Source organism: Streptomyces lanatus (assembly GCF_014655715.1).
In the GTDB taxonomy this organism is placed as follows: Bacteria; Actinomycetota; Actinomycetes; order Streptomycetales; family Streptomycetaceae; genus Streptomyces; species Streptomyces lanatus.
Map to the genome: position 1 here is coordinate 343,686 of NZ_BNBM01000003.1, position 22,996 is coordinate 366,681.

Below are 22,996 nucleotides of genomic sequence, written 5' to 3' on the forward strand. Positions count from 1 at the left end.
GTATCGCTCGGTATCGCTCAGTGGGTCTTGCCCGCGGTCGCCGGAGGCAGTTCCGCCTCGACGCCCGGGTCGCCCGCGTCCGCCGTGTAGTCCTCCGGCCTGGTCTCGTCCACGCCCTCCGGGGCCTTCGCGGCCTTCAGGACGAAGGTGAGGACCACCGTGACCACCACGTTCAGCACGAACGCCGTGAGGCCGATGTAGCCGATCTCGCCGATGCCCGGGATCTCCTTCGCCGACCCGCCGAAGTGCTTCTGGGTCGGGGAGGCGACGCCGTACGCGGCGACCGTGCCGTAGATCATGCCGACCGCCCAGCCGGCCAGCAGGGCCCAGCGGTGGAACCAGCGGGTGAACAGGCCGCCGACCAGGGCCGGGAAGGTCTGCAGGATCCAGATGCCGCCCAGCAGCTGGAAGTTGATGGCGACCGTCTTGTCCATGGTCAGGACGAAGACCAGTGCGCCGACCTTCACCAGCAGGGACACGATCTTGGAGACCTTGGTCTCCTGCGCGGGCGTCGCGTCCGGCTTGATGAAGTCCTTGTAGATGTTGCGGGTGAAGAGATTCGCGGCCGCGATGGACATGATGGCCGCCGGCACGAGGGCGCCGATGCCGATCGCTGCGAAGGCCACGCCCGCGAACCAGTCCGGGAACATGTTCTCGAACAGCTGCGGGATCGCCAGCTGGCCGTTCTGCACCTTGATGCCGGCCGCGATCGCCATGAAGCCCAGCAGCGCCAGCAGGCCCAGCATCAGGGAGTACAGCGGCAGGATCGTGGTGTTGCGGCGGATCACCTCACGGCTGCGCGAGGACAGCGTCGCGGTGATCGAGTGCGGGTACATGAACAGCGCGAGCGCGGAGCCCAGCGCCAGCGTGGCGTACGTCCACTGCCCGGCCTCGGCCGGCACCAGCGCACCGCGCGGCGCGCCCGTCGCCGGGTTGGTCTGGCTGTACGCCTCGCCCGCCTTGGCGAAGATCTCGTCGAAGCCGCCCAGCTTGATCGGGATGTAGATGATCGCCACCGCGATGACGATGTAGATCAGCGTGTCCTTCACGAACGCGATCAGCGCGGGGGCGCGCAGACCGGACGAGTAGGTGTACGCGGCCAGCACACCGAAGGCGATGAGCAGCGGCAGGTCCTTGATGAACCAGTTGGTGTTCTCGCCGCCGCCGACGCCCATCACGTCGAGCACGGCCTGGATGCCGACGAGCTGGAGCGCGATGTACGGCATCGTCGCCAGGATGCCGGTGACCGCGACGGCCAGCGACAGGCCCTTGGAGCCGAAGCGGCCGCGCACGAAGTCCGAGGTCGTCACATAGCCGTGCTTGTGGGACACCGACCACAGGCGGGGCAGGAACGTGAAGATCAACGGGTAGACGAGGATCGTGTACGGCACCGCGAAGAAGCCCGCCGCCCCGGCCGCGTAGATCGCCGCCGGGACCGCCACGAACGTATACGCCGTGTACAGGTCGCCGCCGAGCAGGAACCAGGTGACCCAGGTGCCGAACGACCGTCCGCCCAGGCCCCATTCGTCGAGGCTGTGCTCGTTCTCGGCCTTGCGCCAGCGCGCGGCCAGGAAGCCCATGACCGTGACGGCCAGGAAGAAGAAGATGAAGACGCCGAGCGCGACGCCGTTCACGCCGTCGTTCACTTGCTACCTCCACGGCGTCCGCGCTGGTCACGCTGCCACAACTTGTACGCGATCATCGTCAGCGCGGTGGAGATCAGCACCCAGAGCATCTGGTACCAGTAGAAGAACGGGATACCGGCGATCGCCGGGTCGGTCTTGGCGTACGAGCCGACCCACAGCATCGCCACGAAGGGCGCGACGAGACAGAGCGCGATGACGACCCGTACGGGCGTCACCACCGGCCCTCTGTTCACTTCCGAGGCATCTGACATCTGACGGCTCCGTCCCCTCACTGATCACCTGAGAAACGCCCGGGCAATGTAGGTGACGGTGCAACGACAGCGGAAGACCCTGTCCGCATATCGGATGTGGAGGATTGGTGTAGGCGGCAACGGCATGCTCAGCAGCAGCGGAACCCCTGGCGCGGGTCGGTCTCCTGACGGTCCGTCCGCATCCGTTCGAAGTCACGCCGGGAGGGCACCCGGGCGTCCGGATGCCCTTGCCGTACATGCGCGACATAGCGGTCGTACGCCGATTCGTCGGTCAGCTCCCGCAGATACCAGCGGACGCTACGGAGTACGCGCCGAAGCGAGCGCATCGCGCTCCTCCTCCTTCTCCTCCTTGGTCGGGATCAGCCCCGCCGGAGCGATGATCTTCGACTCGACATACGGCGCCTCGCTCAGCGTGGACAGCGCCGGGCGGCGGATGTGCCGGACGCAGACGCGGGTGGCGTCGGCGATCACGACGACGATCAGGATCGCGAGGGCCGCGGTGAGGACGCCGTCCACCGTGGAGTTGGTGACCACGGTGTGCATGTCGTCCATGGACTTGGCGGGCGGCAGGACCTCGCCGCGGTCGATGGCGTCCTGGAAGACCTGGCGCTGCTTGAAGAAGCCGACCTTGGGGTCGCTGGAGAACACCTTCTGCCAGCTGGCGGTCAGGGTGACCGTCGCGTCCCAGACCAGCGGAACCCCGGTGATCCAGGCCCACTTGAGGCGCCCGGACTTCACCAGCAGGGTCGTGCAGACGGCGAGGGCGACGGCCGCGAGCAACTGGTTGGAGATGCCGAAGATCGGGAAGAGCTGGTTGATGCCGCCGAGGGGTTCGTGGACGCCGACCCACAGGAAGTAGCCCCAGAGGCCGCACACGATGGCGCTGGTGATGGCCAGACCCGGCTTCCAACTGACGTTCTTGAAGGGCCGGTAGACGTTGCCCAGCATGTCCTGGAGCATGAACCGGCCCACCCGGGTGCCGGCGTCCAGCGCGGTCAGGATGAACAGCGCCTCGAACATGATGGCGAAGTGGTACCAGAAGGCACGCAGGCCGCCCCCGGTGACCTGCGAGAAGATCTCCGAGACGCCGATGGCGAGGGTCGGCGCACCGCCGGTCCGGGAGAGCAGCGACGCCTCCTCGACGTTCTCCGCCGCCCGCGCGAGCGCCTCCGGGGAGATCTGGTAACCCCAACTGCCCACCACCTGCGAGGCGTTCTGCACCGTGTCGCCGATGACCCCGGCGGGCGCGTTCATCGCGAAGTACAGGCCCGGGTCGATGATGCTCGCCGCGACCAGCGCCATCACGGCGACCGACGACTCCATCAGCATGGAGCCGTAGCCGATCATCCGGACCTGCGTCTCCTTCTGGATCATCTTCGGCGTCGTACCGGAGGAGATCAGCGCATGGAAGCCGGACAGGGCGCCGCAGGCGATGGTGATGAAGACGAAGGGGAAGAGGGAGCCGGCGAAGACCGGGCCGTCGCCGCGTGAGGCGAAGTCCGTGACCGGGTCCATCTTCAGCGTCGGCAGGGCGACGATCACGCCGAGGGCGAGCAGGAAGATCGTGCCGATCTTCATGAAGGTCGAGAGATAGTCGCGCGGCGCGAGCAGCATCCACACCGGCAGGATCGAGGCGATGAAGCCGTACGCCACCATCCAGACGACCAGCGTCGAGGGGGCGAGGGTGAAGGTGTCGGCCCAGGACGACTCGGCGACCCAGCGGCCCGCGACCAGCGCGAGCAGCAGCAGGGCGACGCCGATGACGGAGACCTCGCTGACCCGGCCGGGGCGCAGGACCCGCAGGTAGAAGCCCATCAGCAGGGCGATCGGGATCGTCATCGCGATGGAGAAGGTGCCCCAGGGGGACTGGGCGAGGGCGTTGACGATGACCAGGGCCAGCACACCGAGCAGGATGATCATGATGACGAAGGTGGCCACCAGCGCGGCCGCGCCGCCGAACGGGCCGATCTCCTCGCGCGCCATCTGACCGAGGGAGCGTCCGTCGCGGCGGGTGGAGAAGAACAGCACCACCATGTCCTGGACCGCGCCCGCGAAGATGACCCCGACGATGATCCAGATCGTGCCCGGCAGATACCCCATCTGCGCGGCCAGCACGGGCCCCACCAGCGGGCCGGCACCGGCTATCGCCGCGAAGTGATGACCGAGCAGGACCCGGCGGTCGGTGGGGTGGAAGTCGATGCCGTTGTTGAGGCGTTCGGCCGGGGTGGCCCGGGTCCGGTCGACCTTCAGGACCTTGTACGCGATGAACTTGGCGTAGAAGCGATACGCGATGGCGTACGAGCCGAGGGCGGCGGCGACCATCCAGGCGGCGGAGACCTCCTCGCCCCGGGAGAGCGCGAGTACGGTCCAGCCGGCGGCACCGACCAGCGCGACGAGCGTCCAGATGACGACGGTTCGGGGGTTCGCGGTACGCACCGGGTGGTCCTCCCGTCCATGGGGTGACGGGAGGAACGTAGAACAGGAAAGGGGGATGCGCTACACCGCGTGCATCAGGACAACTCGGCTAGTCCTGCGGTCGCTTCAGCCGTGCCACGAACTTGTACCGGTCCCCCCGGTACACCGACCGCACCCACTCCACCGGCTGCCCGTCCCGGTCCAGGGAATGGCGGGACAGCATCAGCATCGGCAGGCCCACGTCCGTGCCGAGCAGGCCGGCCTCGCGCGGGGTGGCCAGCGAGGTCTCGATGGTCTCCTCGGCCTCGGCGAGATGGACGTCGTAGACCTCGGCGAGGGCGGTGTAGAGGGAGGTGTACTTGACCAGGCTGCGGCGCAGGGCCGGGAAACGCTTGGCGCTGAGGTGGGTCGTCTCGATGGCCATCGGCTCGCCGTTGGCCATGCGCAGGCGCTCGATGCGCAGCACCCGGCCGCCGGCCGTGATGTCGAGCAGGTCGGCGAGGCGGTCGTCGGCGGTGATGTAGCCGATGTCGAGGAGCTGGGAGGTGGGCTCCAGGCCCTGGGCGCGCATGTCCTCGGTGTAGGAGGTGAGCTGGAGCGCCTGGGAGACCTTGGGCTTGGCGACGAACGTGCCCTTGCCCTGGATGCGCTCCAGGCGACCCTCGACGACCAGTTCCTGTAGGGCCTGGCGCACGGTCGTGCGGGAGGTGTCGAACTCGGCGGCCAGGGTGCGCTCGGGCGGCACCGGGGTGCCCGGGGCCTGGGTCTCCGTCATGTCGAGGAGGTGCTTCTTCAGGCGGTAGTACTTGGGCACGCGGGCGGTACGGACAGTGGCGCCGTTCTCGTTCTCCGCACTGCTGACGTCGGTGCTCATGCTTCGCCTTCCCGGCTCCGGATGCGGGTCACATCGTGATCCCTTCTATATACCGTCGCCGCCACTTTTGGTCTAGTCCATAGCTCTGAGTGGTCTAGCGGACGAGATTACCCCGGCGCTGTGGTTTTCGCTGGCTTCTTACTTAAAGGTTCCTGCATATGTAGGTCGCATAACGGCTGGTCAGGGCCCTTTCCGTGACCCTTGACAGGGCTTTTGGTCTGGTCCAAGCTCCCCGTACTGGTCTACACCATTGGTCCAGGTCCCGGCCCATCGCACGTGCGGGGAGGCAGGGGGGTTTGTGGCATCCCTGAGGAGGGTGGCGTGAAGCGCAAGCTGATATCCGCGATCGGTGTCGCGGGCATGATGATCTCCCTGGCGGCGTGCGGGGGCGACAACGGCGACGGCGACAAGACCGGTGCCGACGGCTACGCGGGCGAGACGCTCACCGTGTGGGTGATGGACGGGTCCTCCCCGGACCAGTGGCAGAAGGACGTCCAGGCGGCCTTCGAGAAGAAGACCAAGGCCAAGGTCAAGTTCGAGATCCAGCAGTGGAACGGCATCCAGCAGAAGCTGACCACCGCCCTGTCCGAGGAGAACCCGCCGGACGTCTTCGAGATCGGCAACACCCAGACCCCGGCCTACGCCAAGACCGGCGGCCTCGCCGACCTCGCGGACCTCAAGACCTCGATCGGCGCCGACTGGGCCGAGTCCCTGAACGAGTCGTCCATCTACGACGGCAAGCAGTACGCCGCCCCCTGGTACTTCGCCAACCGCGTGGTCCTCTACAACAAGAAGATCTGGGCCGAGGCGGGCATCAAGGACACCCCCAAGACCCGCGACGAGTTCTACGCCGACCTCAAGCAGATCGGCGAGAAGACCGACGCCGAGCCCATCTACCTGCCCGGCCAGAACTGGTACCACTTCGTCGGCCTGACCATCGGTGAGGGCGCCGAGCTGGTGAAGAAGGACGGCGACAAGTACGTCTCCAACCTCGACGACCCGAAGGTCGCCGCCGCCATGGAGACGTACAAGAAGTTCCAGGCCCTGTCCAAGGCCCCGAAGGACAAGGACGAGGCCACGCCGCAGCAGGCCGAGGTCTTCGCCAAGGGCAACGTCGGCGCGTTCATCGGCATGGGCTGGGAGGCTGGTACGGCGGTCGCGGCCAACAAGAAGATCGAGTCGGACATCGGCTACTTCACCATCCCGGGTGCCACGGCCGACAAGCCCGAGGGTGTCTTCCTCGGCGGCTCCAACCTCGCGGTCGCCGCGGGCAGCAAGAAGCAGGAGCTGGCCAAGGAGTTCCTGAAGATCGCCCTGTCCGACCAGTACGAGGGCGAGCTCGCCAAGCAGAACGGCGTCATCCCGAACAAGGAGTCGCTGCAGACCAACCTCAAGGGCAACGCCGTCGCCGAGGCCGCCGCGCCGGCCGCCGCGGGCGGTGGCACCACGCCGCTGATCCCGGAGTGGGCGGCCGTGGAGAACGCGCCCAACCCGGTCAAGCAGTACATGACCGCCGTGCTGAACGGTAAGTCGCCGGCCGAGGCGGCCAAGCAGGTCGAGGCCGAGTTCAACAAGCGTCTGTCGCAGCAGCAGTAGACGCACCGGGGGAAGGGGGCCGCTAGCGGCGGCCTCCTTCCCCGCGTATCGGCAGGTCTAGGAGGAAGAGAACGCGAGCATGACCGTGCAGACCGAACGGCCGCCCTCCGGCCCGGTGGACGTAGCCAAAAGAGGCGAAAGCGGGCCTGCGAGGCCGCGGGCCGCGTCCCGCTGGGGCGCGCTCGCCCCCTACCTTCTGCTCCTGCCCGCCTGCGCGGCCTCCGTGCTGCTGCTCGGCTGGCCGCTGCTGAAGGACCTGCTGCTGTCGTTCCAGAACCTCAACATGGCGCAGCTGATCCAGCACGCCACCGAGTGGAACGGCATCGACAACTACACCGAGGTCCTCACCGGCGACGAGTTCTGGCGGGTCACCCTCCGCTCGATCCTGTTCACGGCGGTCAACGTCGCCCTGACCATGTTCCTCGGCGGGCTCGTCGGCCTGCTGCTCGCCCGGCTCGGCAAGCGCATGCGGTTCACCCTGATGATGGGCCTGGTGCTGGCCTGGGCGATGCCGGTGGTCGCCGCCACCACGGTCTACCAGTGGCTCTTCGCGCAGCGCTTCGGCGTGGTCAACTGGGTGCTGGACAAGCTCGGCTGGCACTCCATGGCCGACTACAGCTGGACCAGCGACCAGATGTCGACGTTCTTCGTCGTCACCGTGCTCATCGTCTGGATGTCCATCCCGTTCGTCGCGATCAACCTCTACGCCGCGACGACGACCATCCCGGCCGAGCTCTACGAGGCTGCCTCCCTCGACGGCGCCGGCGCCTGGAAGAGCTTCACGACGGTCACCCTGCCGTTCCTGCGGCCCTTCCTCTACGCGACCACGTTCCTGGAGATCATCTGGATCTTCAAGGCGTTCGTGCAGGTCTACACCTTCAACCAGGGCGGCCCCGACCGCCTCACCGAGATCCTGCCGGTCTACGCCTACATCGAGGGCGTCGGCAACCAGCATTACGGCATGGGTGCCGCCATCGCCTTCCTGACCATCCTGATCATGATCGGTCTGACCGCCTACTACCTGCGGATCGTGCTCAAGCAGGAAAAGGAACAAGAGGAGGCCGGCCTGTGAAGCGCTCGCTCTTCGGCCGCGTCTGGCCCAACGCCACGGCCGTCGTCCTGTGCATCGGCTTCGTCTTCCCCGTGTACTGGATGATCGCCACGGCGTTCAAGCCGACCGGTGACATCACCTCCGAGGACCCGGTCTGGTTCCCGACCGACATCACCCTCGGCCACTTCCGGACGGCGACCAGCGCGGACCACTTCTGGACGTTCGTCACCAACTCGCTCACAGTCACCGTGCTGGCAGTGGTGTTCTCGCTGGTCATCGCGCTGGCCGGGTCCTTCGCACTGGCGCGGATGCGGTTCAAGGGGCGGCGCGGCTTCATCATCGGCTTCATGCTCGCCCAGATGGCACCCTGGGAAGTCATGATCATCGCGATGTACATGATCGTCCGGGACGCCTCGATGCTCAACAGCCTCGTCCCGCTGACGGCCTTCTACACGATGATGATCCTGCCGTTCACCATCCTCACCCTGCGCGGCTTCGTCGCCGCCGTGCCCGCGGAGCTGGAGGAGTCGGCCATGGTCGACGGCTGCACCCGTATGCAGGCCTTCCGCCGGGTGATCCTGCCGCTGCTCGCGCCGGGCCTGATGGCCACCTCGATGTTCGGCTTCATCACCGCCTGGAACGAGTTCGCTCTGGTCCTGGTGCTGAACAAGGACGCCGAGGCCCAGACGCTGCCGCTGTGGCTGACCAGCTTCCAGACCGTGTTCGGCAACGACTGGGGTGCCACGATGGCCGCCTCGACCCTCTTCGCCATCCCGATCCTGATCCTCTTCGTCTTCCTGCAACGCAAGGCTGTCAGCGGTCTGACGGCCGGCGCCGTGAAGGGATAACGCCACCCGATGACGACATTCGCCAGCGGCACCGACACCCTCACGCGCGACGCGCTGACGGTCCTCCAGCCCGGCTTCACCGGCACCACCGCCCCCGACTGGCTGCTCCGCCGCCTCGGCGAGGGCCTCGCCTCCGTCGGCCTGTTCGGCCGCAACATCGCCTCGCCCGAGCAACTGGCCGCGCTGACGGCCCAGTTGCGCGCCGAGCGCGACGACGTCCTGGTCGCGATCGACGAGGAAGGGGGTGATGTGACGAGGCTGGAGGTCAGGACCGGTTCCAGCTTCCCCGGCAACCACGCCCTCGGCGCGGTGGACGACGTCGAGCTGACCCGCGAGGTCGCCGCGGAGCTCGGGCGCCGCCTCGCCGCCTGCGGGGTGAACCTCAACTGGGCCCCGTCGGCGGACGTGAACTCCAATGCCGCGAACCCGGTGATCGGCGTGCGCTCCTTTGGCGCGGACACGGCCCTGGTCGCCCGCCACACCGCCGCCTATGTCACCGGCCTCCAGTCGGCGGGCGTGGCGGCCTGCACCAAGCACTTCCCGGGCCACGGCGACACGGCGGTCGACTCCCACCACGCCATGCCCCGCATCGACGCGGACGTGTCCGTGCTGTCCGACCGCGAACTCTCCCCGTTCCGCGCGGCGATCGCCGCCGGCTCACGGGCGGTGATGAGCGCCCACATCCTCGTCCCCGCCCTGGACCCGGACCACCCGGCGACCCTCTCCCGCCCCGTCCTGACCGACCTCCTGCGCGGCGAACTCGGCTACACCGGCCTCATCGTCACCGACGGCATGGAGATGCAGGCCATCGCCGCCACCTATGGCATCGAACGCGGCAGCGTCCTCGCCATCGCGGCCGGTGCCGACGCGATCTGCGTGGGCGGCGGTCTCGCCGACGACGAGACGGTACGGCGCCTGCGCGACGCGTTGGTCGCGGCGGTCCGCTCCGGCGAACTCCCCGAGGCCCGGCTGGCGGAGGCGGCGGAACGCGTCCGCGAACTGGCCCGCTGGACGGCGACCACGACACCGGCGGCCGAGGGCGCCGGGCGGGAGGACATCGGCCTCGTCGCGGCCCGCCGCGCCCTGCGGCTGACCTCCACATCGCCCTTCACACGCCTCACCGAGGCCCCGTTCGTCGCCGCCCTCACCCCGGTCGCGAACATCGCGGTCGGCGACGAGACCCCGTGGGGCGTGGCAGCGGAACTGGCCCGCCTCCTCCCCGGCACCGAGACCGGCAGCTACACGGGCGAGGACGCGGCCCGAGCGACCCTCGAAGCGGCCGGCGACCGCCGGATCGTGGCCGTGGTCCGCGACGAACACCGCCACCCCTGGATGGCGGCGGCCCTGGACGCCCTGCTGACCGCCCGCCCCGACACGATCGTGGTCGAGATGGGCGTCCCCCAGGCCCCTGCCCGCGGCGCCCTGCACCTCGCCACCCATGGCGCGGCCCGCGTGTGCGGACGGGCGGCGGCGGAGGTCATCGCGGGGGCGTAGGGGTGTGACGACGAGAAAGGTGCCGGATCCCTTCACAGGGATCCGGCACCTTCATTGCCGTCAGGGGCCCGGAGCGGTCCCGGCCCTGAATCCCCTGCCTAAATCCCCTGCCAGTCCGGCTTGTTGGCATACGTGTGCCGGAAGTAGTCGGCCAGCTTCAGCTTCGACGCGGCGGCCTCGTCCACCACGACCGTGGCATGCGGGTGCAGTTGCAGCGCCGAGGCCGGGCACACGGCCGCGATCGGCCCCTCGACCGTCGCCGCGACCGCGTCCGCCTTGCCCTCACCGGTGGCCAGCAGCACCAGATGCCGAGCCTCCAGGATCGTCCCGATCCCCTGGGTGATGACGTGGTGCGGCACCTGCTCGATGTCCCCGTCGAAGAACCGCGCGTTGTCGACCCGGGTCTGCTCGGTCAGCGTCTTGATCCGCGTCCGCGAGGCCAGCGACGAACAGGGCTCGTTGAACCCGATGTGCCCGTCCGTCCCGATCCCGAGCAACTGCAGGTCCACGCCCCCGGCCTCGGCCAGCGCCGCGTCATACGCCTCGCACGCGCCCTGCACGTCCTCGGCCGTGCCGTCCGGCCCCATGAACGCGTCCATCCCGATCCCCAGCGGCTCCAGCACCTCGCGCCGCAGTACCGAGCGGTACGACTCCGGGTGCTCCGCCGGCAGCCCCACATACTCGTCGAGCTGTGCGATCCGCGCCCGCGAGGCGTCGACGGCGCCGGAGCGCACCTTCGCCGCGAGTGCCGTGTAGATGGGCAGCGGTGTCGACCCGGTGGCCACGCCGAGCACGGCGTCGGGCTTGCGCCCGAGCAACTGCGCCATGGCCTCGGCTATCAGCTCGCCACCCGCCTTGGCGTCCGGAACGATGACAACTTCCACGCTGGGCCTGCCGATCTGAAGAGGGACTCGAAGGGCACCCTGAAGGGGCATGTGGTTTAGACCAATCTAACAGAGCGGACCCTACGCGGCCCAGGTGAACGCAAGCCCCACGGATACATCCCGGATAGCTCGACCACATCGATGCGGGCATGTCGACGCGGACATTTCGACGGCCCGTCGGGCAGGCGTCATTCGCCATGGGGGAGTGGAATGGACACTGTCCGCCCGGACGGCTCACCGGACCGGCCCCGGGCCTCCGGGATCGCCCGGACCCTCCGAGGCGACACCGTCAAGCCCGGCACGATGAGCGCGAGAGTCAGGAAGGGCCCATGACCACCACGACCCCGTACCCGCCCGACCCCCAGGCCCCCCACAACGAGCTCCCCGGCCGGATCATGGCCCGCGAGATGGCCGAACAGCCCGCCGTACTGCGCCGGATCCTGTCCCAGGGCGCCCCCGCCATCCGCGAGGTCGCCGAGCAGATCGCCGCCCGCGCCCCACGCTTCGTCCTCCTCACCGCCCGCGGCACCTCCGACAACGCCGCCCTCTACGCCAAGTACCTCCTGGAGATCCGCCTCGGCCTGCCCTGCGGTCTGACCTCGATGTCGACGACCACGGCCTACGGTGCACGCCCCGACCTCACCGATGTCCTCGTCATCACGGTCAGCCAGTCCGGCGGTTCCCCCGACCTGGTCGCCTCGACCCGGGCCGCCCGCGAGGCCGGCGCCATCACCCTCGCGGTGACCAACAACCCCGACTCCCCGCTCGCCGGTGTCTCCGAGTACCACCTCGACATCATGGCCGGACCGGAGCGGGCCCTCCCCGCGACCAAGACCTATACCGCCTCCCTCCTCACCCTCTATCTCTTCGCCGAAGGACTGCGCGGCGGCACCGGAGCCCCCGCCAAGGTCCTCCCCGACCTCGCCGAGCGTCTGCTCGCCCGGCAGCACGAGGTCCGCACCCTCGCCGCCCGCTACCGCTTCGCCGAACGCATGGTGATCACCTCCCGCGGCTACGGCTACCCCACCGCCAAGGAAGCCGCCCTCAAGCTGATGGAGACCAGTTACATCCCGGCGCTCGCCTACTCCGGCGCCGACCTCCTGCACGGCCCGCTCGCCATGGTCGACAACGTCTCCCCGGTCATCGCGGTCGTCACCGACGGCAAGGGCGGCGAGGCCCTCCGGCCCGTCCTCGACCGACTCCGCGGACGCGGCGCCGACCTCGTCGTCATCGGCCCCCGGCACCAGGTCGAGCAGGCCTCGGCCGGCTTCGTCCTGCCCACCGAGGAGGTGGCCGAGGAACTCCAGCCGATCCTGGAGATCCTCCCGCTGCAGCTCCTTGCCTATGAGGTCACCATCGCCCGAGGCCAGGACCCGGACGCGCCACGCGCGCTGGCGAAGGTGACCGAGACGCGCTGACACCGGTCAACGCTCCGGGGCCCGGACGCTACGTCAGTGAGCCGCCCGTCGCGTCCACCCAGCTCCCCGTCACCCAGCGCCCCGAGTCCGAGGCCAGGAACGCCACCACATCCGCCACATCGGCCGGCGCCCCCACCCGGCCGAGCGCGGAGAACGCCTCGGCCTGGGCCCACCCACCCTCGGTCCCATGCAGGAGCCCGGCGGTGTTGTCCGTGTCTATGATCCCCGGCGCCACCGAGTTCACGGTGATACCGCGAGGGCCCAGCACCTTGGACAGATCCCGGGTGAACACATCCAGCGCCCCCTTGGTCATCGCGTAGGCCATCAAGTCCGGCATCGCCGCTGTGCGCGCCAGCCCCGAGGAGATGTTGACGACCCTGCCGCCGTCCCGCAGTCGGCCGAGACCGTGCTTGACGATGAAGTGGGGTGCCTTCACATTCACCGCGAAGACCTTGTCGTACTCCTCCTCGTCGATTCGGCCGAGGGCCGACGAGGTGCCGATCCCCGCGTTGTTGACGAGGATGTCCACCCCGTCTGCATACCGGTCGAACTCCTGCCACAGCGTCTCGGCGTCCCCGGGCAGCCCCAGCTCGACGCCGATCGTGAACCCTGAGCCGCCCGCCGCCTCGATCGCGGCGACCGTCTCCTTCGCCGCCGCCTCATTCCTGCCGTAATGCACGCCGACCCGCGCCCCGTCGCGCCCCAGCCGCTCGGCGATCCCCCGTCCGATCCCCCTGCTCGCCCCGGTGACCAGAGCCGTCCTGCCCGCAAGCGCACCCATCACGGCGCCCCCTTCGCATTTCTCTAGCGGTCGCTACAAAAAAGACCGTAGATCACGCCATCGGCGATTGTCTAGCGCTCGCTATAAAATGCACTCCATGGTGAGCAGCAAGGCGAGCGAGCAGACCGGGACCCAGGGCCCTCCGGCAACCGATCGGCGCCCGGCAGCCGAGTCCCGTCCAGCGGCCAAGCCCCGTCCGGCGGCCAAGCCCGGCCCGGCGACCAAACCCCGCGGCCGCCCCCGCTCCTTCGACCGCGAGACCGCCCTGGAGAAGGCGCTCCTCGCCTTCTGGGAGCACGGCTACGAGGCGACCTCCGTCTCCGATCTGACCCGCGTGATGGACATCGGCGCCCCGAGTCTGTATGCCGCCTTCGGCGACAAGCGGTCGCTCTTCGAGGAGGTCGTGCGCGAGTACGGCGTGCGCTACGGCTCCTTCAGTGATCGCGCGCTCGCCGAGGAGTCCACCGCCCACGCCGCCGTGGCGCGGATGCTGCGCGAGGCCGCCGCGGAGTACACCGATCCGGCCCACCCCTACGGCTGTCTCGTCGTCCACGCGGCGACCAACTGCTCGACGCCCGAGGTCGAGGAGTCCCTGCGGGAGCGGCGCAACGCCAACATCGCCGCCATCCGCAGCCGTATCGAAGCCGACATGGCCACCGGCGCCCTCCCCGCCGATGTCGACGCCGCCGCCCTCGCCCGTCACACCGGCGCGATGATCCAGGGCATGTCACAACAGGCGCGCGACGGGGCGAGTCAGGAGGAACTGGAGGCACTCGTGGAAATTGCCATGGCCATCTGGCCCCGCACATGAACCCACACGGGTTAGGCTGCGTGATGTATGCCAGGGCGTCCTAACGGTTCTCCAGCTGGTTCGGAGCCCTCGAAGAAGCGTCAACAGCAAACACGCTCCAACGCATGGACACATCAGAGTGGTCTAGTCCACAATGCGAAGGAGTGCGTAGTACGAGAACGCACCGACTTCCGTCTTCCCCGCACAGGAAGGCGGACCGAGGAACCGGAGCTCTCTGCCCTGACTGCCCCGGCTCCTCATCCTTCGGCCGACCGGGACCGCACACCCCACGGCCGATATTGCTCCGGGCTGCGGTGCCGCGAGGGTTGAGGGTCCCTCCAGGCGCCGCGGCCCGCGGGTGTTTCCAGGGCCTTTCCGAGTTCCCGGGACCCAAGGATGCACAGGCCTGATCGCCTCCAGGTGACTGGTTTCGAGCCCTGTCCGTACCGCCAGGTACGCTCAGCCACGTGCCCTCCATGAACGAACTCGTACGCCAGCACACGGCCCTCGACGACTCCGACCTCGAGTGGCTCCACCTGCTGGTCTCGGAGTGGCAGCTGCTCTCCGACCTCTCCTTCGCCGACCTGGTCCTGTGGGTTCCCACCAGCGACGGCACCCGCTATGTGTCGGTGGCGCAGATGCGGCCCAACACCGGGCCGACCTCCTACCAGGACGACATGGTCGGCCATCTCGTCCCGCGCGGGCGCCGCCCGATGCTGGACGCCGCGCTCGACGAGGGACGCATCGTGCGCGAGGGCGACCCCGAGTGGCGCGAGGAGGTGCCGGTCCGTGTCGAGTCGATTCCGGTACGACGGGAGGGGCGCGTCCTCGGTGTCATCGCGCGGAACACCAACCTGCTGACCGTGCGCACCCCGAGCCGGCTGGAGCTGACGTACCTCCAGAGCGCCTCGGACCTCGCGCAGATGATCGCGGCGGGATCGTTCCCGTTCGCCAATCAGCAGGTCGACATGGACGCCTCTCCGCGCGTCGGCGACGGCCTGATCCGCCTCGACGCCGACGGCCTCGTCCAGTACGCCTCACCGAACGCGCTGTCCGCCTACCACCGCCTCGGCCTCGCCGCCGACCTCGTCGGCCACCACCTCGGCAAGACCACCGCCGAACTCGCCCCGACCCACGGCCCGGTGGACGAGGCGCTCGCCAAGGTCGCCAGCGGCTGGGCGCCCCGCAACTTCGAGATCGAGGCCAATGACGGGGTCATCCAGCTCCGCGCGATCCCGCTCAAGCCCAAGGGCACCCGTGTCGGTTCGCTGGTCCTGCTCCGGGACGTCACCGAACTGCGCCGCCGCGAACAGGAGTTGATCACCAAGGACGCCACCATCCGGGAGATCCACCACCGGGTGAAGAACAACCTCCAGACGGTGGCGGCCCTGCTGCGCCTCCAGGCCCGGCGCATCGAGTCCGAACGCGGCCGTGAGGCGCTGGAGGAGGCGGTACGGCGCGTCGGCTCGATCGCGATCGTGCACGAGACGCTGTCCCAGAACCTCGACGAGCGCGTGGAGTTCGACGAGATCGCCGACCGGGTGCTGGCCATGGTCGCCGAGATCTCACCCGGCAAGGTCAACGGCCGGCGCACCGGCCGCTTCGGCATCCTCGACGCCGAGGTCGCCACTCCGCTGTCGATGGTTCTGACCGAGATCCTCCAGAACGCCCTGGAACATGGCTTCCGCGAGGGCGAGACCGGCACGGTCGAGGTCACGGCGGTCCGCGGCGGTACGACCAAACAGGCCCGCCTGCTGGTCACCGTCCAGGACGACGGCGTCGGCCTGCCCGAGGGCTTCGACCCGCACACCGCGGGCAACCTCGGCCTGCAGATCGTACGGACCCTGGTCGAGGGCGAGTTGGGCGGCACGTTCGACATGGTGCCGGCGCCGGAGCGGGGGACCCGGGTGATCCTCGACATCCCGGTGCGGGCGCAGAAGTAGGCGCGCATCAACTGGACATGGGGACAGCAAAGAGCCCCAGCCCGTTCAGGGGGCTGGGGCTCAACATGCTCGTTGCCGGCATTCGCCGCGCATCGGGGGTACTGCGCGCTGCGGCTCGGGGGCGGGAGATGCGTACTCGCTGTACGCGCCGCCAAGCTCAGGCTGTTTTAGCGGGGTGGGTGTGTCAGGCGGAGGCCTGACGGGCCCGGTTGCGGGCGGCGCGGCGCTTCATGGCGCGGCGCTCGTCCTCGCTGAGACCACCCCAGACGCCGGAGTCCTGGCCGGACTCGAGCGCCCACTGCAGACACTGATCCATAACGGGGCAGCGACGGCAGACGGCCTTGGCTTCCTCGATCTGCAGCAGCGCAGGACCGGTGTTGCCGATGGGGAAGAAGAGCTCGGGGTCTTCCTCGCGGCAAACGGCGTTGTGACGCCAGTCCATGGCTGCTACCTCTCCTTGGTATTACGTGCTGATTGCTTGTGAATGTGAACGCTTTCACGAATCCCTCAACAAGTGAAGGGCCGACCGCCAGGTTCCCTGGCGAGGTCCTGTGATTCGAAGAGGGGTTCCGGTGATCAGTGGAGGCCGGTGTTGCGGGCCGTCCCGATCGCCACGTAGAGACTCGCAAACCTCAGCGACGGATACAACCCCTTCCGGAAAGTTTTTTTTGATTCCTCGGTGTCGACTAGGTCACAGCCGTACTTCCATGGGGTGGATCCTGGCCTAAACGTTCGAGTGAAAGGACTTTAGCCCGTTCCGCTCACACAATCACACGCAGTGCACGGCGTACGCCTGTGAACGTCACGCTCGTACGCAGCCCGAGGTGGTCGCCGTCCATCTGAAGGGGCAGGGGGACCTTCGAATGCAAGGTGAACTGGTCCAGGTCGTGCAGCGTGACCGCGTGCTTGCCGCGGGCCCCGCGCTCGGGGGACGAAGTGAGCAACTGGGTTGCATACCGGGCAACCGCGACCGTGGACATTCGGCTGAGACCGAGTACGTCGAGGCCCGTATCGAACGAGGCCTTAGGCGCCGCGTACACCGGACGGTTGCCCAGATATGTCCACGGAGCGGTATTGCAGACTATGGACAGCACCAAATCGGTCACCGGGTCCTCGCCCGGCCGCTCCAGGGTGATCGAGCCGTGCCGGCGGTTGGGCTCGCCCAGGAACTGGCGCACCGCCTGGCGGAGGTAGAGGGCGTGTGTGGATTTCCGGCCGCGTTCACGCTGCTGCTCCACACGGCCCACCACACCCGCGTCGAAACCGAGCCCCGCGTTGAAGAGGAACCAGCGGGGCGGGACCGCCTCGTCGTCGGTGCCCGGGGTGCCGGCGGTCAGGCCGAGCCCGACCGTACGTTCGCTGCCGTCGCGCAGGGCGTCCAGGAGGGCGCCGGTCGCCTCGACGGGATCGTTCGGCAGGCCCAGTGCGCGGGCGAAGACATTGGTGGAGCCGCCGGGGACCACAGCAAGGCCGGGCAGGTGCCGCGGGTCCGGTCCCGCGTGCAGCAGGCCGTTGACGACCTCGTTCACGGTGCCGTCGCCGCCGAGGGCCACGACCAGGTCGATGTCGTCGCTCTCCGCCGCCTGCCGGCCGAGGTCGCGCGCATGTCCGCGGTACTCGGTGGTGACCGCCTCCAGCTTCATCTCGCTGGCGAGCGCATGGATCAGGACATCGCGCGTACGTGCGCTTGTGGTGGTTGCTGCCGGATTGACCACGAGAAGTGCACGCATGAGTTGCAGCGTACCTACTGGGGGGTACCGGGCACAGGCCGAGGTAGGGATCAAGTAAGAGAAGGGGCGTGAGCCTGCACACGGCCCGGTGCCGAGGGGGGACTGGGGCGGTCGGCTCGATTGTGTCGCGGCTACCCTTCAGGGGTGACCAAGGAGCAGAACCCCGCCACCCCGGAAACCACCGAGCCGCGGCCGCGGCGGCTGACGTACGCCGCGTCGCTGACCGCGCTGGAAGGGGCGGCGCTCGCTGTCGGGGGAGTCTGGGTGCTGGTGATGGGGCTGGCCGGCGATCCGGACGACCGGCAGCAGGCCGTCACGCTCGGCGTGACCCTGGTCGCGCTGGCGCTGCTGCCGCTGCTCGCCGCGCGGGGGCTGTTCGCCCGGCGCAGCTGGAGTCGGGGGCCGTCCGTCATCACGCAGATCCTGGCGCTGCCGGTGGCCTACAGCCTGTTGCAGGCGGACAGCATCGCCATCCCGGCGGGCATCGCGATCGCCGCGGCCGCGATCGCCACGCTCGTGCTGCTGGTCAACCCGGCGACGACCGAGGCCCTCGGGATCCGGGGGCCCGGTAGCGCACCGGATCAGAAGTAGCCGACGGCTCCGCGGCCGTCCTACTCCTCGACCAGCAGCTTCTCCCGCAGTTGTGCGAGCGTGCGTGCCAGCAGGCGGGAGACATGCATCTGGGAGATGCCGACCTCCTGCGCGATCTGCGACTGCGTCATGTTGCCGAAGAAGCGCAGCAGCAGGATCCGCTTCTCGCGCGGCGGCAGGTCCTCCAGGAGCGGCTTGAGGGACTCGCGGTACTCGACGCCCTCCAGCGCCTCGTCCTCCGCGCCCAGGGTGTCCGCGACCGCCGGGGACTCGTCGTCGGTGTCGGGGACGTCCAGGGACAGCGTGGAGTACGCGTTGGCGGACTCCAGGCCCTCCAGGACCTCCTCCTCCGAGATGGCCAGCTTCTCGGCGAGCTCATGGACCGTGGGGGAGCGGCCGTGCTGCTGGGACAGCTCCGCCGTGGCTGTCGTCAGGGCGAGGCGCAGCTCCTGGAGCCGCCGCGGGACGCGCACGGCCCAGCCCTTGTCGCGGAAGTGGCGCTTGATCTCGCCGACGACCGTGGGGGTGGCGTACGTCGAGAACTCCACGCCCCGGTCCGGGTCGAACCGGTCGACCGATTTGATCAGGCCGATGGTGGCGACCTGGGTGAGGTCGTCGAGGGGCTCACCGCGGTTGCGGAAGCGGCGCGCGAGGTGCTCGACGAGCGGCAGATGCATCCGGACCAGCTTGTTGCGCAGCTCCGCGTACTCCGGGCTGCCGTCTTTCAGCTCGCGCAGTTCGAGGAACATGGCGCGTGCCCCGCTGCGGTCCTGCGGGTTGTGCTGTGTGGCCTGCGCGGTATGTGCGGTGTGCGCGCCCATCGCCTCGCCCTCGGCGTTTCGCTCGTGCTCGCTCATCGTCCCGCCCGTTGCCCTCTCCCGAGCCCTCGCCCCTGCTCGGACCGGGGAGACCCCGATCCGATCGCCCAGAGGCGCGCCGTGCACGGCACCCTCGTCATCCCGTCCGTCGGCCAGGAGGCCGGCCTCCACGGAGTCGTCCTCCGGGTGCGGCCGGGCCTGCTCGGGGATGCCGTCGATGCCGTCCGCCATGCGTCGGGAAACATCCGGAGAGTCCGCGCCCCCGGACTGCAGCTCCCGTGTGCCGCGCTCTTCGTCCCGCACCGGCCCGTCCCCGTTCCTCACGCCGGCCCGGGTCCCGCGCCGCGCTGTTTGTAGAGGCTGATCGAAACGGTTTTGTCCTCGTCGACGGCGGAGGAGACCTTGCCCGCGAGGGCGGACAGGACGGTCCAGGCGAAGGTGTCCCTGGCCGGGGCGTGGCCGTCCGTGGTCGGGGCCGAGACGGTGACCTCGAGCGAGTCGTCGACGAGCCGGAACACACAGCTGAGCACCGAGCCGGGCACGGCCTGCTGGAGCAGGATCGCGCAGGCCTCGTCCACCGCGATGCGCAGGTCCTCGATCTCGTCGAGGGTGAAGTCCAAACGGGCCGCGAGACCGGCAGTCGCCGTACGCAGCACCGACAGGTAGGCACCCGCGGCCGGCAGCCGGACTTCCACGAAGTCCTGGGTCGCGGGCTCGCCTGCGATCTGGGACACCCTCACCTCCAAGGTGGTACAAGCTTCTCGGGGCCGAGGGTCGCCCCCCGGGGTAACGCGATGTGTGGTTCAGCGGTGACGCTATCGCGCTCTGAACTTTCCTGTCCCCAGGACCCCAACCCCTTGCTGTCACTCATAGTAAACACACGGATACGCTCCGTGGCTAGGGGGTCTGCGGGCCCAATTGGGAAGAGCGCGCGCCGGTTTGACGTACCCAGGCGTCAGACGGTCGAACCGTCCGGATCCCCAGTCGTCCAGCGTACGTCGGTGTCACACCAGTACGTGGTCGACAAAGCACCAGCGCCATTCCTCGCCGGGCTCGAACGTCCGCATGATCGGATGCCCCGATTCCTTGTGGTGGCCGGTGGCGTGCCGTCCGGGCGAGGAGTCGCAGCAGCCGACGTGACCGCAGCTGAGGCACAGCCGCAGCTGTACCGGGTGCCAGCCCTCCGCCAGACACTCGGGACAGGTCTCGCTGAGCGGACCGGGTTCCGGGTGCGGCAGCGCGTCGGCGTGCGTGCACTGTTTCATGATTGCCAGGTTACGACGGCCGCGCGCACACCCGCGCGGAAAATCGAGGGCGGGCCGCTGCGGCGATGGACAAGGGCGAGGGTGGGCGAGGCGTATGGATGTGATGCCGCTGCTGTTGCTGGTGGCGGGGAGCGCTGTGGTGGCCGCGGCCGGGCGGCGGTCGCCCGTGCCGGTGCCGCTGCTGCTCGTCGCGGCCGGGCTCGCCGTCTCGTACGTGCCGGGCGTGCCCGAGTACACCCTCGACCCGCACATCGTCCTGCCGCTGGTGCTGCCCCCGCTGCTGCACAGCGCGGCGACGGACAGCTCGTATCTCGATCTGCGGGCGCAGATGCGGCCCGTGATGCTGCTGTCGGTCGGATATGTGCTCTTCGCGACCTTCGCCGTCGGCTGGGCCGCCTATCTTGTGATCCCGGAGCTGCCGCTGACCGCGGCGCTGGTGCTGGGCGCGGTGGTGGCGCCGCCGGACGCGGTCGCCGCCACGGCGGTCGCGCGCCGGGTGGGGCTGCCGTCCCGGATCACCACGATCCTCCAGGGCGAGTCCCTGGTGAACGACGCCACCGCCATCACCGCCTACCGCGTCGCCCTCGCGGCGGCCGTCGGGGAGGGCGCCACCTGGGCCGAGGGCATCCAGGAGTTCCTGCTCGCTGCGGTCGGCGGCATCGGCATGGGCCTGGTGCTGATGGTGCCGATCCACTGGCTGCGCACGCATGTGAAGGAGGCGCTGCTCCAGAACACGCTCTCGCTGCTGATCCCGTTCGTCGCGTACGCCGCCGCCGAGCAGGTGCACGCCTCCGGGGTGCTGGCCGTCGTGGTCGTCGCGCTCTATCTGGGGCACCGCGCGTGGGAGGTCGACTTCGCCACCCGGCTCCAGGAGGACGCGGTGTGGAAGATGGTCGCCTTCGTGCTGGAGTCGGCCGTGTTCGCGCTGATCGGGTTGCAGCTTCCGGTGGTCCTCAAGGGGCTCGGGGAGTACGAGGGCACTCGTGCCGCCTGGTATGCGATCGCCGTGTTCCTCGTGGTCGTCGTCTCGCGGTTCGTGTGGGTGTATCCGGCGACGTTCCTGCCGCGCATGATGTCGGCGCGGATCCGGCGGCGTGAGGAACATCCCACGTGGAAGGGTCCGTTCATCATCTCCTGGGCCGGCATGAGGGGCGTCGTCTCGCTCGCCATCGCCTTCTCGATCCCGCTCACCATGCACGGCGGCGAGGACTTCCCCGAACGCAACCTCATCCTCTTCCTGACCTTCACCACGGTCATCGGCACCCTGGTCGTCCAGGGCGTGACGCTGCCCCCGCTGGTCCGGGTGCTGAAGCTCCCCGGGCGCGACGCCCAGACCGAGACCCTCGCCGAGGCGAACGCCCAGGCCCAGGCCTCCCGCGCGGCCGAACGACGCCTGGAGGAACTCCTCTCCGACGAACGCAACACCCTCCCCGACCCCCTGGCCGACCGGCTGAGAGCCGTCCTGGAGCGCCGCCGCAACTCCGTCTGGGAACGCCTCGGCCAGGCCAACCCCATCACCGGTGAGTCCGTCGACGACACCTACCGCCGGCTGTCCCGTGAGGTCATCGGTACCGAACGCGCGGTCTTCGTGCGGCTGAGGGACGGTCGCTACATCGACGACGAGATGCTGCGGACGCTGCTGCGCCGACTGGACCTGGAGGAGGCGGCGGCGTACCGGGAGGCGGAGTGAGGGCCGCTCACGCGGGGAACGGGGAGCCGGTGACGACCGCCGCGAGGGTCGCCCCGCGCGGGAAGGCGCCCTCCTCGGCCAGGGCGACAAGGCCGTACAGCAACTTGGCGACATAGAGACGCTCCACGCGCACCCCGTGCCGCTCCTCGAAGTCCGCCGCGAAGGCGTCCAGTTCAGGAGCGGTACGCGCGTACCCCCCGAAGTGGAACCGCTCGTCCAGCCGCCAGTCCCCGCGCGGGCCCCCGAACGCCTCCATCTGCAACGCCCGTACGTCGGCGCCGAGGAAGCCGCCCTTGAGGACGGGCACACCCAGGGCCCGCTGACCGGGCCCGAGCCCGGCGGCCAGCCCCGCGAGCGTTCCGCCCGTACCGCAGGCGACCGCGACCACGTCGGCCCGCCCGCGCAGTTCCTCGCCGAGCGCCCGGCACGCGCGTACGGCATGGGCGTTGCTGCCGCCTTCCGGGACGACGTACGCCCCCTCCGCGTCCGCGGCGCGCAGGATGCCCGCCAGCGTCTCGGGCTCGGTCTTGCGCCGATACGTCGACCTGTCGACGAAATGCAGCCGCATGCCGTCGGCCGCGCAGCGCGCCAGCGACGGGTTGAGGGGGCTGTCCGCCAGCTCCTGGCCGCGCACCACACCGACCGTGGGGAGACCCAGGAGGCGGCCCGCGGCGGCCGTGGCGCGCAGGTGGTTGGAGTAGGCGCCGCCGAAGGTGAGCACAGTGCGGCCGGAGGCGGCCCGGAGGTTGGGCGCGAGCTTGCGCCACTTGTTGCCGATCAGCTCCGGATGGATCAGATCGTCCCGCTTGAGCAGCAGTCGAAGCCCGTGCCGGGTGAACCGCTCGTCCGCCGACTCCTGGAGTGGGGAGGGGAGCCGGGGGCGGAGGGCGGCGAGATCAGGGCTGGTCACC

General features: G+C 69.3%; 22 protein-coding genes. 9 read left to right on the top strand and 13 right to left on the bottom strand.

All coding sequences use genetic code 11. The features are described 5' to 3' along the window. Window positions 1-17: 17 nt before the first annotated feature. From mctP to IE325_RS10550, 5 genes are all read right to left on the bottom strand, one after another. A complete protein-coding gene (gene mctP / locus IE325_RS10530; RefSeq protein ID WP_190069525.1) occupies window positions 18-1,646 on the bottom strand; it encodes a monocarboxylate uptake permease MctP in 1,629 nt (542 codons plus the stop codon). After that, on the bottom strand, window positions 1,643-1,897 hold the full coding sequence (locus IE325_RS10535) for a DUF3311 domain-containing protein (RefSeq protein ID WP_190069526.1): 255 nt from the start codon (window positions 1,895-1,897) through the stop codon (window positions 1,643-1,645). The genes mctP and IE325_RS10535 overlap by 4 nt, the downstream gene beginning before the upstream one ends. A gap of 128 nt (window positions 1,898-2,025) precedes the next feature. Next, on the bottom strand, window positions 2,026-2,223 hold the full coding sequence (locus IE325_RS10540) for a YbdD/YjiX family protein (RefSeq protein ID WP_190069527.1): 198 nt from the start codon (window positions 2,221-2,223) through the stop codon (window positions 2,026-2,028). After that, entirely contained in the window at window positions 2,195-4,333 is a 2,139-nt protein-coding gene (locus tag IE325_RS10545) for a carbon starvation CstA family protein (protein WP_190069528.1), read from the bottom strand. The genes IE325_RS10540 and IE325_RS10545 overlap by 29 nt, the downstream gene beginning before the upstream one ends. A gap of 88 nt (window positions 4,334-4,421) precedes the next feature. Beyond that, entirely contained in the window at window positions 4,422-5,186 is a 765-nt protein-coding gene (locus tag IE325_RS10550; protein WP_030947772.1) for a GntR family transcriptional regulator, read from the bottom strand. A 321-nt stretch (window positions 5,187-5,507) separates the two neighbouring features. On the opposite strand from IE325_RS10550, the gene IE325_RS10555 reads away from it, so the two are divergent. From IE325_RS10555 to IE325_RS10570, 4 genes are all read left to right on the top strand, one after another. Beyond that, a complete protein-coding gene (locus IE325_RS10555; RefSeq protein WP_190069529.1) occupies window positions 5,508-6,782 on the top strand; it encodes an extracellular solute-binding protein in 1,275 nt (424 codons plus the stop codon). A 79-nt stretch (window positions 6,783-6,861) separates the two neighbouring features. Beyond that, complete coding sequence (locus tag IE325_RS10560) at window positions 6,862-7,854, top strand: carbohydrate ABC transporter permease (protein ID WP_190069530.1); 993 nt, start codon at window positions 6,862-6,864, stop codon at window positions 7,852-7,854. Further along, entirely contained in the window at window positions 7,851-8,681 is an 831-nt protein-coding gene (locus tag IE325_RS10565; protein WP_190069531.1) for a carbohydrate ABC transporter permease, read from the top strand. The genes IE325_RS10560 and IE325_RS10565 overlap by 4 nt, the downstream gene beginning before the upstream one ends. Before the next feature lie 9 nt (window positions 8,682-8,690). Further along, on the top strand, window positions 8,691-10,175 hold the full coding sequence (locus IE325_RS10570) for a glycoside hydrolase family 3 protein (RefSeq protein ID WP_190069532.1): 1,485 nt from the start codon (window positions 8,691-8,693) through the stop codon (window positions 10,173-10,175). Window positions 10,176-10,273: 98 nt separating this feature from the next. Here the strand turns inward: IE325_RS10570 and nagB are convergent, their stop codons facing one another. Further along, on the bottom strand, window positions 10,274-11,059 hold the full coding sequence (gene nagB, locus IE325_RS10575; RefSeq protein WP_190069533.1) for a glucosamine-6-phosphate deaminase: 786 nt from the start codon (window positions 11,057-11,059) through the stop codon (window positions 10,274-10,276). A 329-nt stretch (window positions 11,060-11,388) separates the two neighbouring features. Here nagB and IE325_RS10580 point away from each other — a divergent pair, with 329 nt between their 5' ends. Continuing rightward, entirely contained in the window at window positions 11,389-12,477 is a 1,089-nt protein-coding gene (locus tag IE325_RS10580) for an SIS domain-containing protein (RefSeq protein ID WP_190069534.1), read from the top strand. Between the two features lie 28 nt (window positions 12,478-12,505). Here the strand turns inward: IE325_RS10580 and IE325_RS10585 are convergent, their stop codons facing one another. Next, a complete protein-coding gene (locus IE325_RS10585) occupies window positions 12,506-13,258 on the bottom strand; it encodes an SDR family oxidoreductase (protein ID WP_190069535.1) in 753 nt (250 codons plus the stop codon). Window positions 13,259-13,346: 88 nt separating this feature from the next. Here IE325_RS10585 and IE325_RS10590 point away from each other — a divergent pair, with 88 nt between their 5' ends. Next, window positions 13,347-14,069: a TetR/AcrR family transcriptional regulator gene (locus tag IE325_RS10590; protein ID WP_373315137.1), complete on the top strand. Its 723-nt coding sequence runs from the start codon at window positions 13,347-13,349 to the stop codon at window positions 14,067-14,069. 455 nt (window positions 14,070-14,524) lie between these two features. Then, the gene (locus IE325_RS10595) at window positions 14,525-15,991 is read left to right on the top strand and encodes a sensor histidine kinase (RefSeq protein WP_190069803.1); all 1,467 of its coding nucleotides are present in this window, start codon (window positions 14,525-14,527) and stop codon (window positions 15,989-15,991) included. A 184-nt stretch (window positions 15,992-16,175) separates the two neighbouring features. Here IE325_RS10595 and IE325_RS10600 read toward each other — a convergent pair whose 3' ends face one another. Next, entirely contained in the window at window positions 16,176-16,433 is a 258-nt protein-coding gene (locus tag IE325_RS10600; protein WP_006142322.1) for a WhiB family transcriptional regulator, read from the bottom strand. A 319-nt stretch (window positions 16,434-16,752) separates the two neighbouring features. Continuing rightward, window positions 16,753-17,721 (bottom strand): diacylglycerol/lipid kinase family protein, encoded by a 969-nt coding sequence (locus IE325_RS10605; RefSeq protein WP_190069536.1) that lies wholly within the window; start codon window positions 17,719-17,721, stop codon window positions 16,753-16,755. 144 nt (window positions 17,722-17,865) lie between these two features. Here IE325_RS10605 and IE325_RS10610 point away from each other — a divergent pair, with 144 nt between their 5' ends. Continuing rightward, the gene (locus tag IE325_RS10610; RefSeq protein WP_190069537.1) at window positions 17,866-18,312 is read left to right on the top strand and encodes a hypothetical protein; all 447 of its coding nucleotides are present in this window, start codon (window positions 17,866-17,868) and stop codon (window positions 18,310-18,312) included. A 20-nt stretch (window positions 18,313-18,332) separates the two neighbouring features. Here the strand turns inward: IE325_RS10610 and IE325_RS10615 are convergent, their stop codons facing one another. From IE325_RS10615 to IE325_RS10625, 3 genes are all read right to left on the bottom strand, one after another. Then, window positions 18,333-19,433, bottom strand: coding sequence for an RNA polymerase sigma factor SigF (locus tag IE325_RS10615; protein ID WP_229911768.1), 1,101 nt, complete (start codon window positions 19,431-19,433; stop codon window positions 18,333-18,335). 17 nt (window positions 19,434-19,450) lie between these two features. Next, window positions 19,451-19,864, bottom strand: a complete 414-nt coding sequence (locus IE325_RS10620; RefSeq protein WP_019058277.1) for an ATP-binding protein — start codon at window positions 19,862-19,864, stop codon at window positions 19,451-19,453. Window positions 19,865-20,134: 270 nt separating this feature from the next. Then, window positions 20,135-20,395, bottom strand: coding sequence for a UBP-type zinc finger domain-containing protein (locus tag IE325_RS10625; protein WP_190069539.1), 261 nt, complete (start codon window positions 20,393-20,395; stop codon window positions 20,135-20,137). Between the two features lie 94 nt (window positions 20,396-20,489). Here IE325_RS10625 and IE325_RS10630 point away from each other — a divergent pair, with 94 nt between their 5' ends. Then, a complete protein-coding gene (locus IE325_RS10630) occupies window positions 20,490-22,085 on the top strand; it encodes a Na+/H+ antiporter (protein ID WP_190069540.1) in 1,596 nt (531 codons plus the stop codon). Window positions 22,086-22,092: 7 nt separating this feature from the next. Here IE325_RS10630 and IE325_RS10635 read toward each other — a convergent pair whose 3' ends face one another. After that, window positions 22,093-22,995: a 1-aminocyclopropane-1-carboxylate deaminase/D-cysteine desulfhydrase gene (locus tag IE325_RS10635; protein ID WP_190069541.1), complete on the bottom strand. Its 903-nt coding sequence runs from the start codon at window positions 22,993-22,995 to the stop codon at window positions 22,093-22,095. Window position 22,996 lies beyond the last annotated feature (1 nt).

What these genes read in the sequence shown, in the direction of transcription:
- IE325_RS10535 (WP_190069526.1), bottom strand. Translation starts at nt 1,897, where the DNA reads ATGTCAGATGCCTCGGAAGTGAACAGAGGGCCGGTGGTGACGCCCGTA.
- IE325_RS10540 (WP_190069527.1), bottom strand. Translation starts at nt 2,223, where the DNA reads ATGCGCTCGCTTCGGCGCGTACTCCGTAGCGTCCGCTGGTATCTGCGG.
- IE325_RS10550 (WP_030947772.1), bottom strand. Translation starts at nt 5,186, where the DNA reads ATGAGCACCGACGTCAGCAGTGCGGAGAACGAGAACGGCGCCACTGTC.
- IE325_RS10560 (WP_190069530.1), top strand. Translation starts at nt 6,862, where the DNA reads ATGACCGTGCAGACCGAACGGCCGCCCTCCGGCCCGGTGGACGTAGCC.
- IE325_RS10570 (WP_190069532.1), top strand. Translation starts at nt 8,691, where the DNA reads ATGACGACATTCGCCAGCGGCACCGACACCCTCACGCGCGACGCGCTG.
- IE325_RS10580 (WP_190069534.1), top strand. Translation starts at nt 11,389, where the DNA reads ATGACCACCACGACCCCGTACCCGCCCGACCCCCAGGCCCCCCACAAC.
- IE325_RS10585 (WP_190069535.1), bottom strand. Translation starts at nt 13,258, where the DNA reads ATGGGTGCGCTTGCGGGCAGGACGGCTCTGGTCACCGGGGCGAGCAGG.
- IE325_RS10590 (WP_373315137.1), top strand. Translation starts at nt 13,347, where the DNA reads ATGCACTCCATGGTGAGCAGCAAGGCGAGCGAGCAGACCGGGACCCAG.
- IE325_RS10595 (WP_190069803.1), top strand. Translation starts at nt 14,525, where the DNA reads ATGAACGAACTCGTACGCCAGCACACGGCCCTCGACGACTCCGACCTC.
- IE325_RS10600 (WP_006142322.1), bottom strand. Translation starts at nt 16,433, where the DNA reads ATGGACTGGCGTCACAACGCCGTTTGCCGCGAGGAAGACCCCGAGCTC.
- IE325_RS10605 (WP_190069536.1), bottom strand. Translation starts at nt 17,721, where the DNA reads ATGCGTGCACTTCTCGTGGTCAATCCGGCAGCAACCACCACAAGCGCA.
- IE325_RS10625 (WP_190069539.1), bottom strand. Translation starts at nt 20,395, where the DNA reads ATGAAACAGTGCACGCACGCCGACGCGCTGCCGCACCCGGAACCCGGT.
- IE325_RS10630 (WP_190069540.1), top strand. Translation starts at nt 20,490, where the DNA reads ATGGATGTGATGCCGCTGCTGTTGCTGGTGGCGGGGAGCGCTGTGGTG.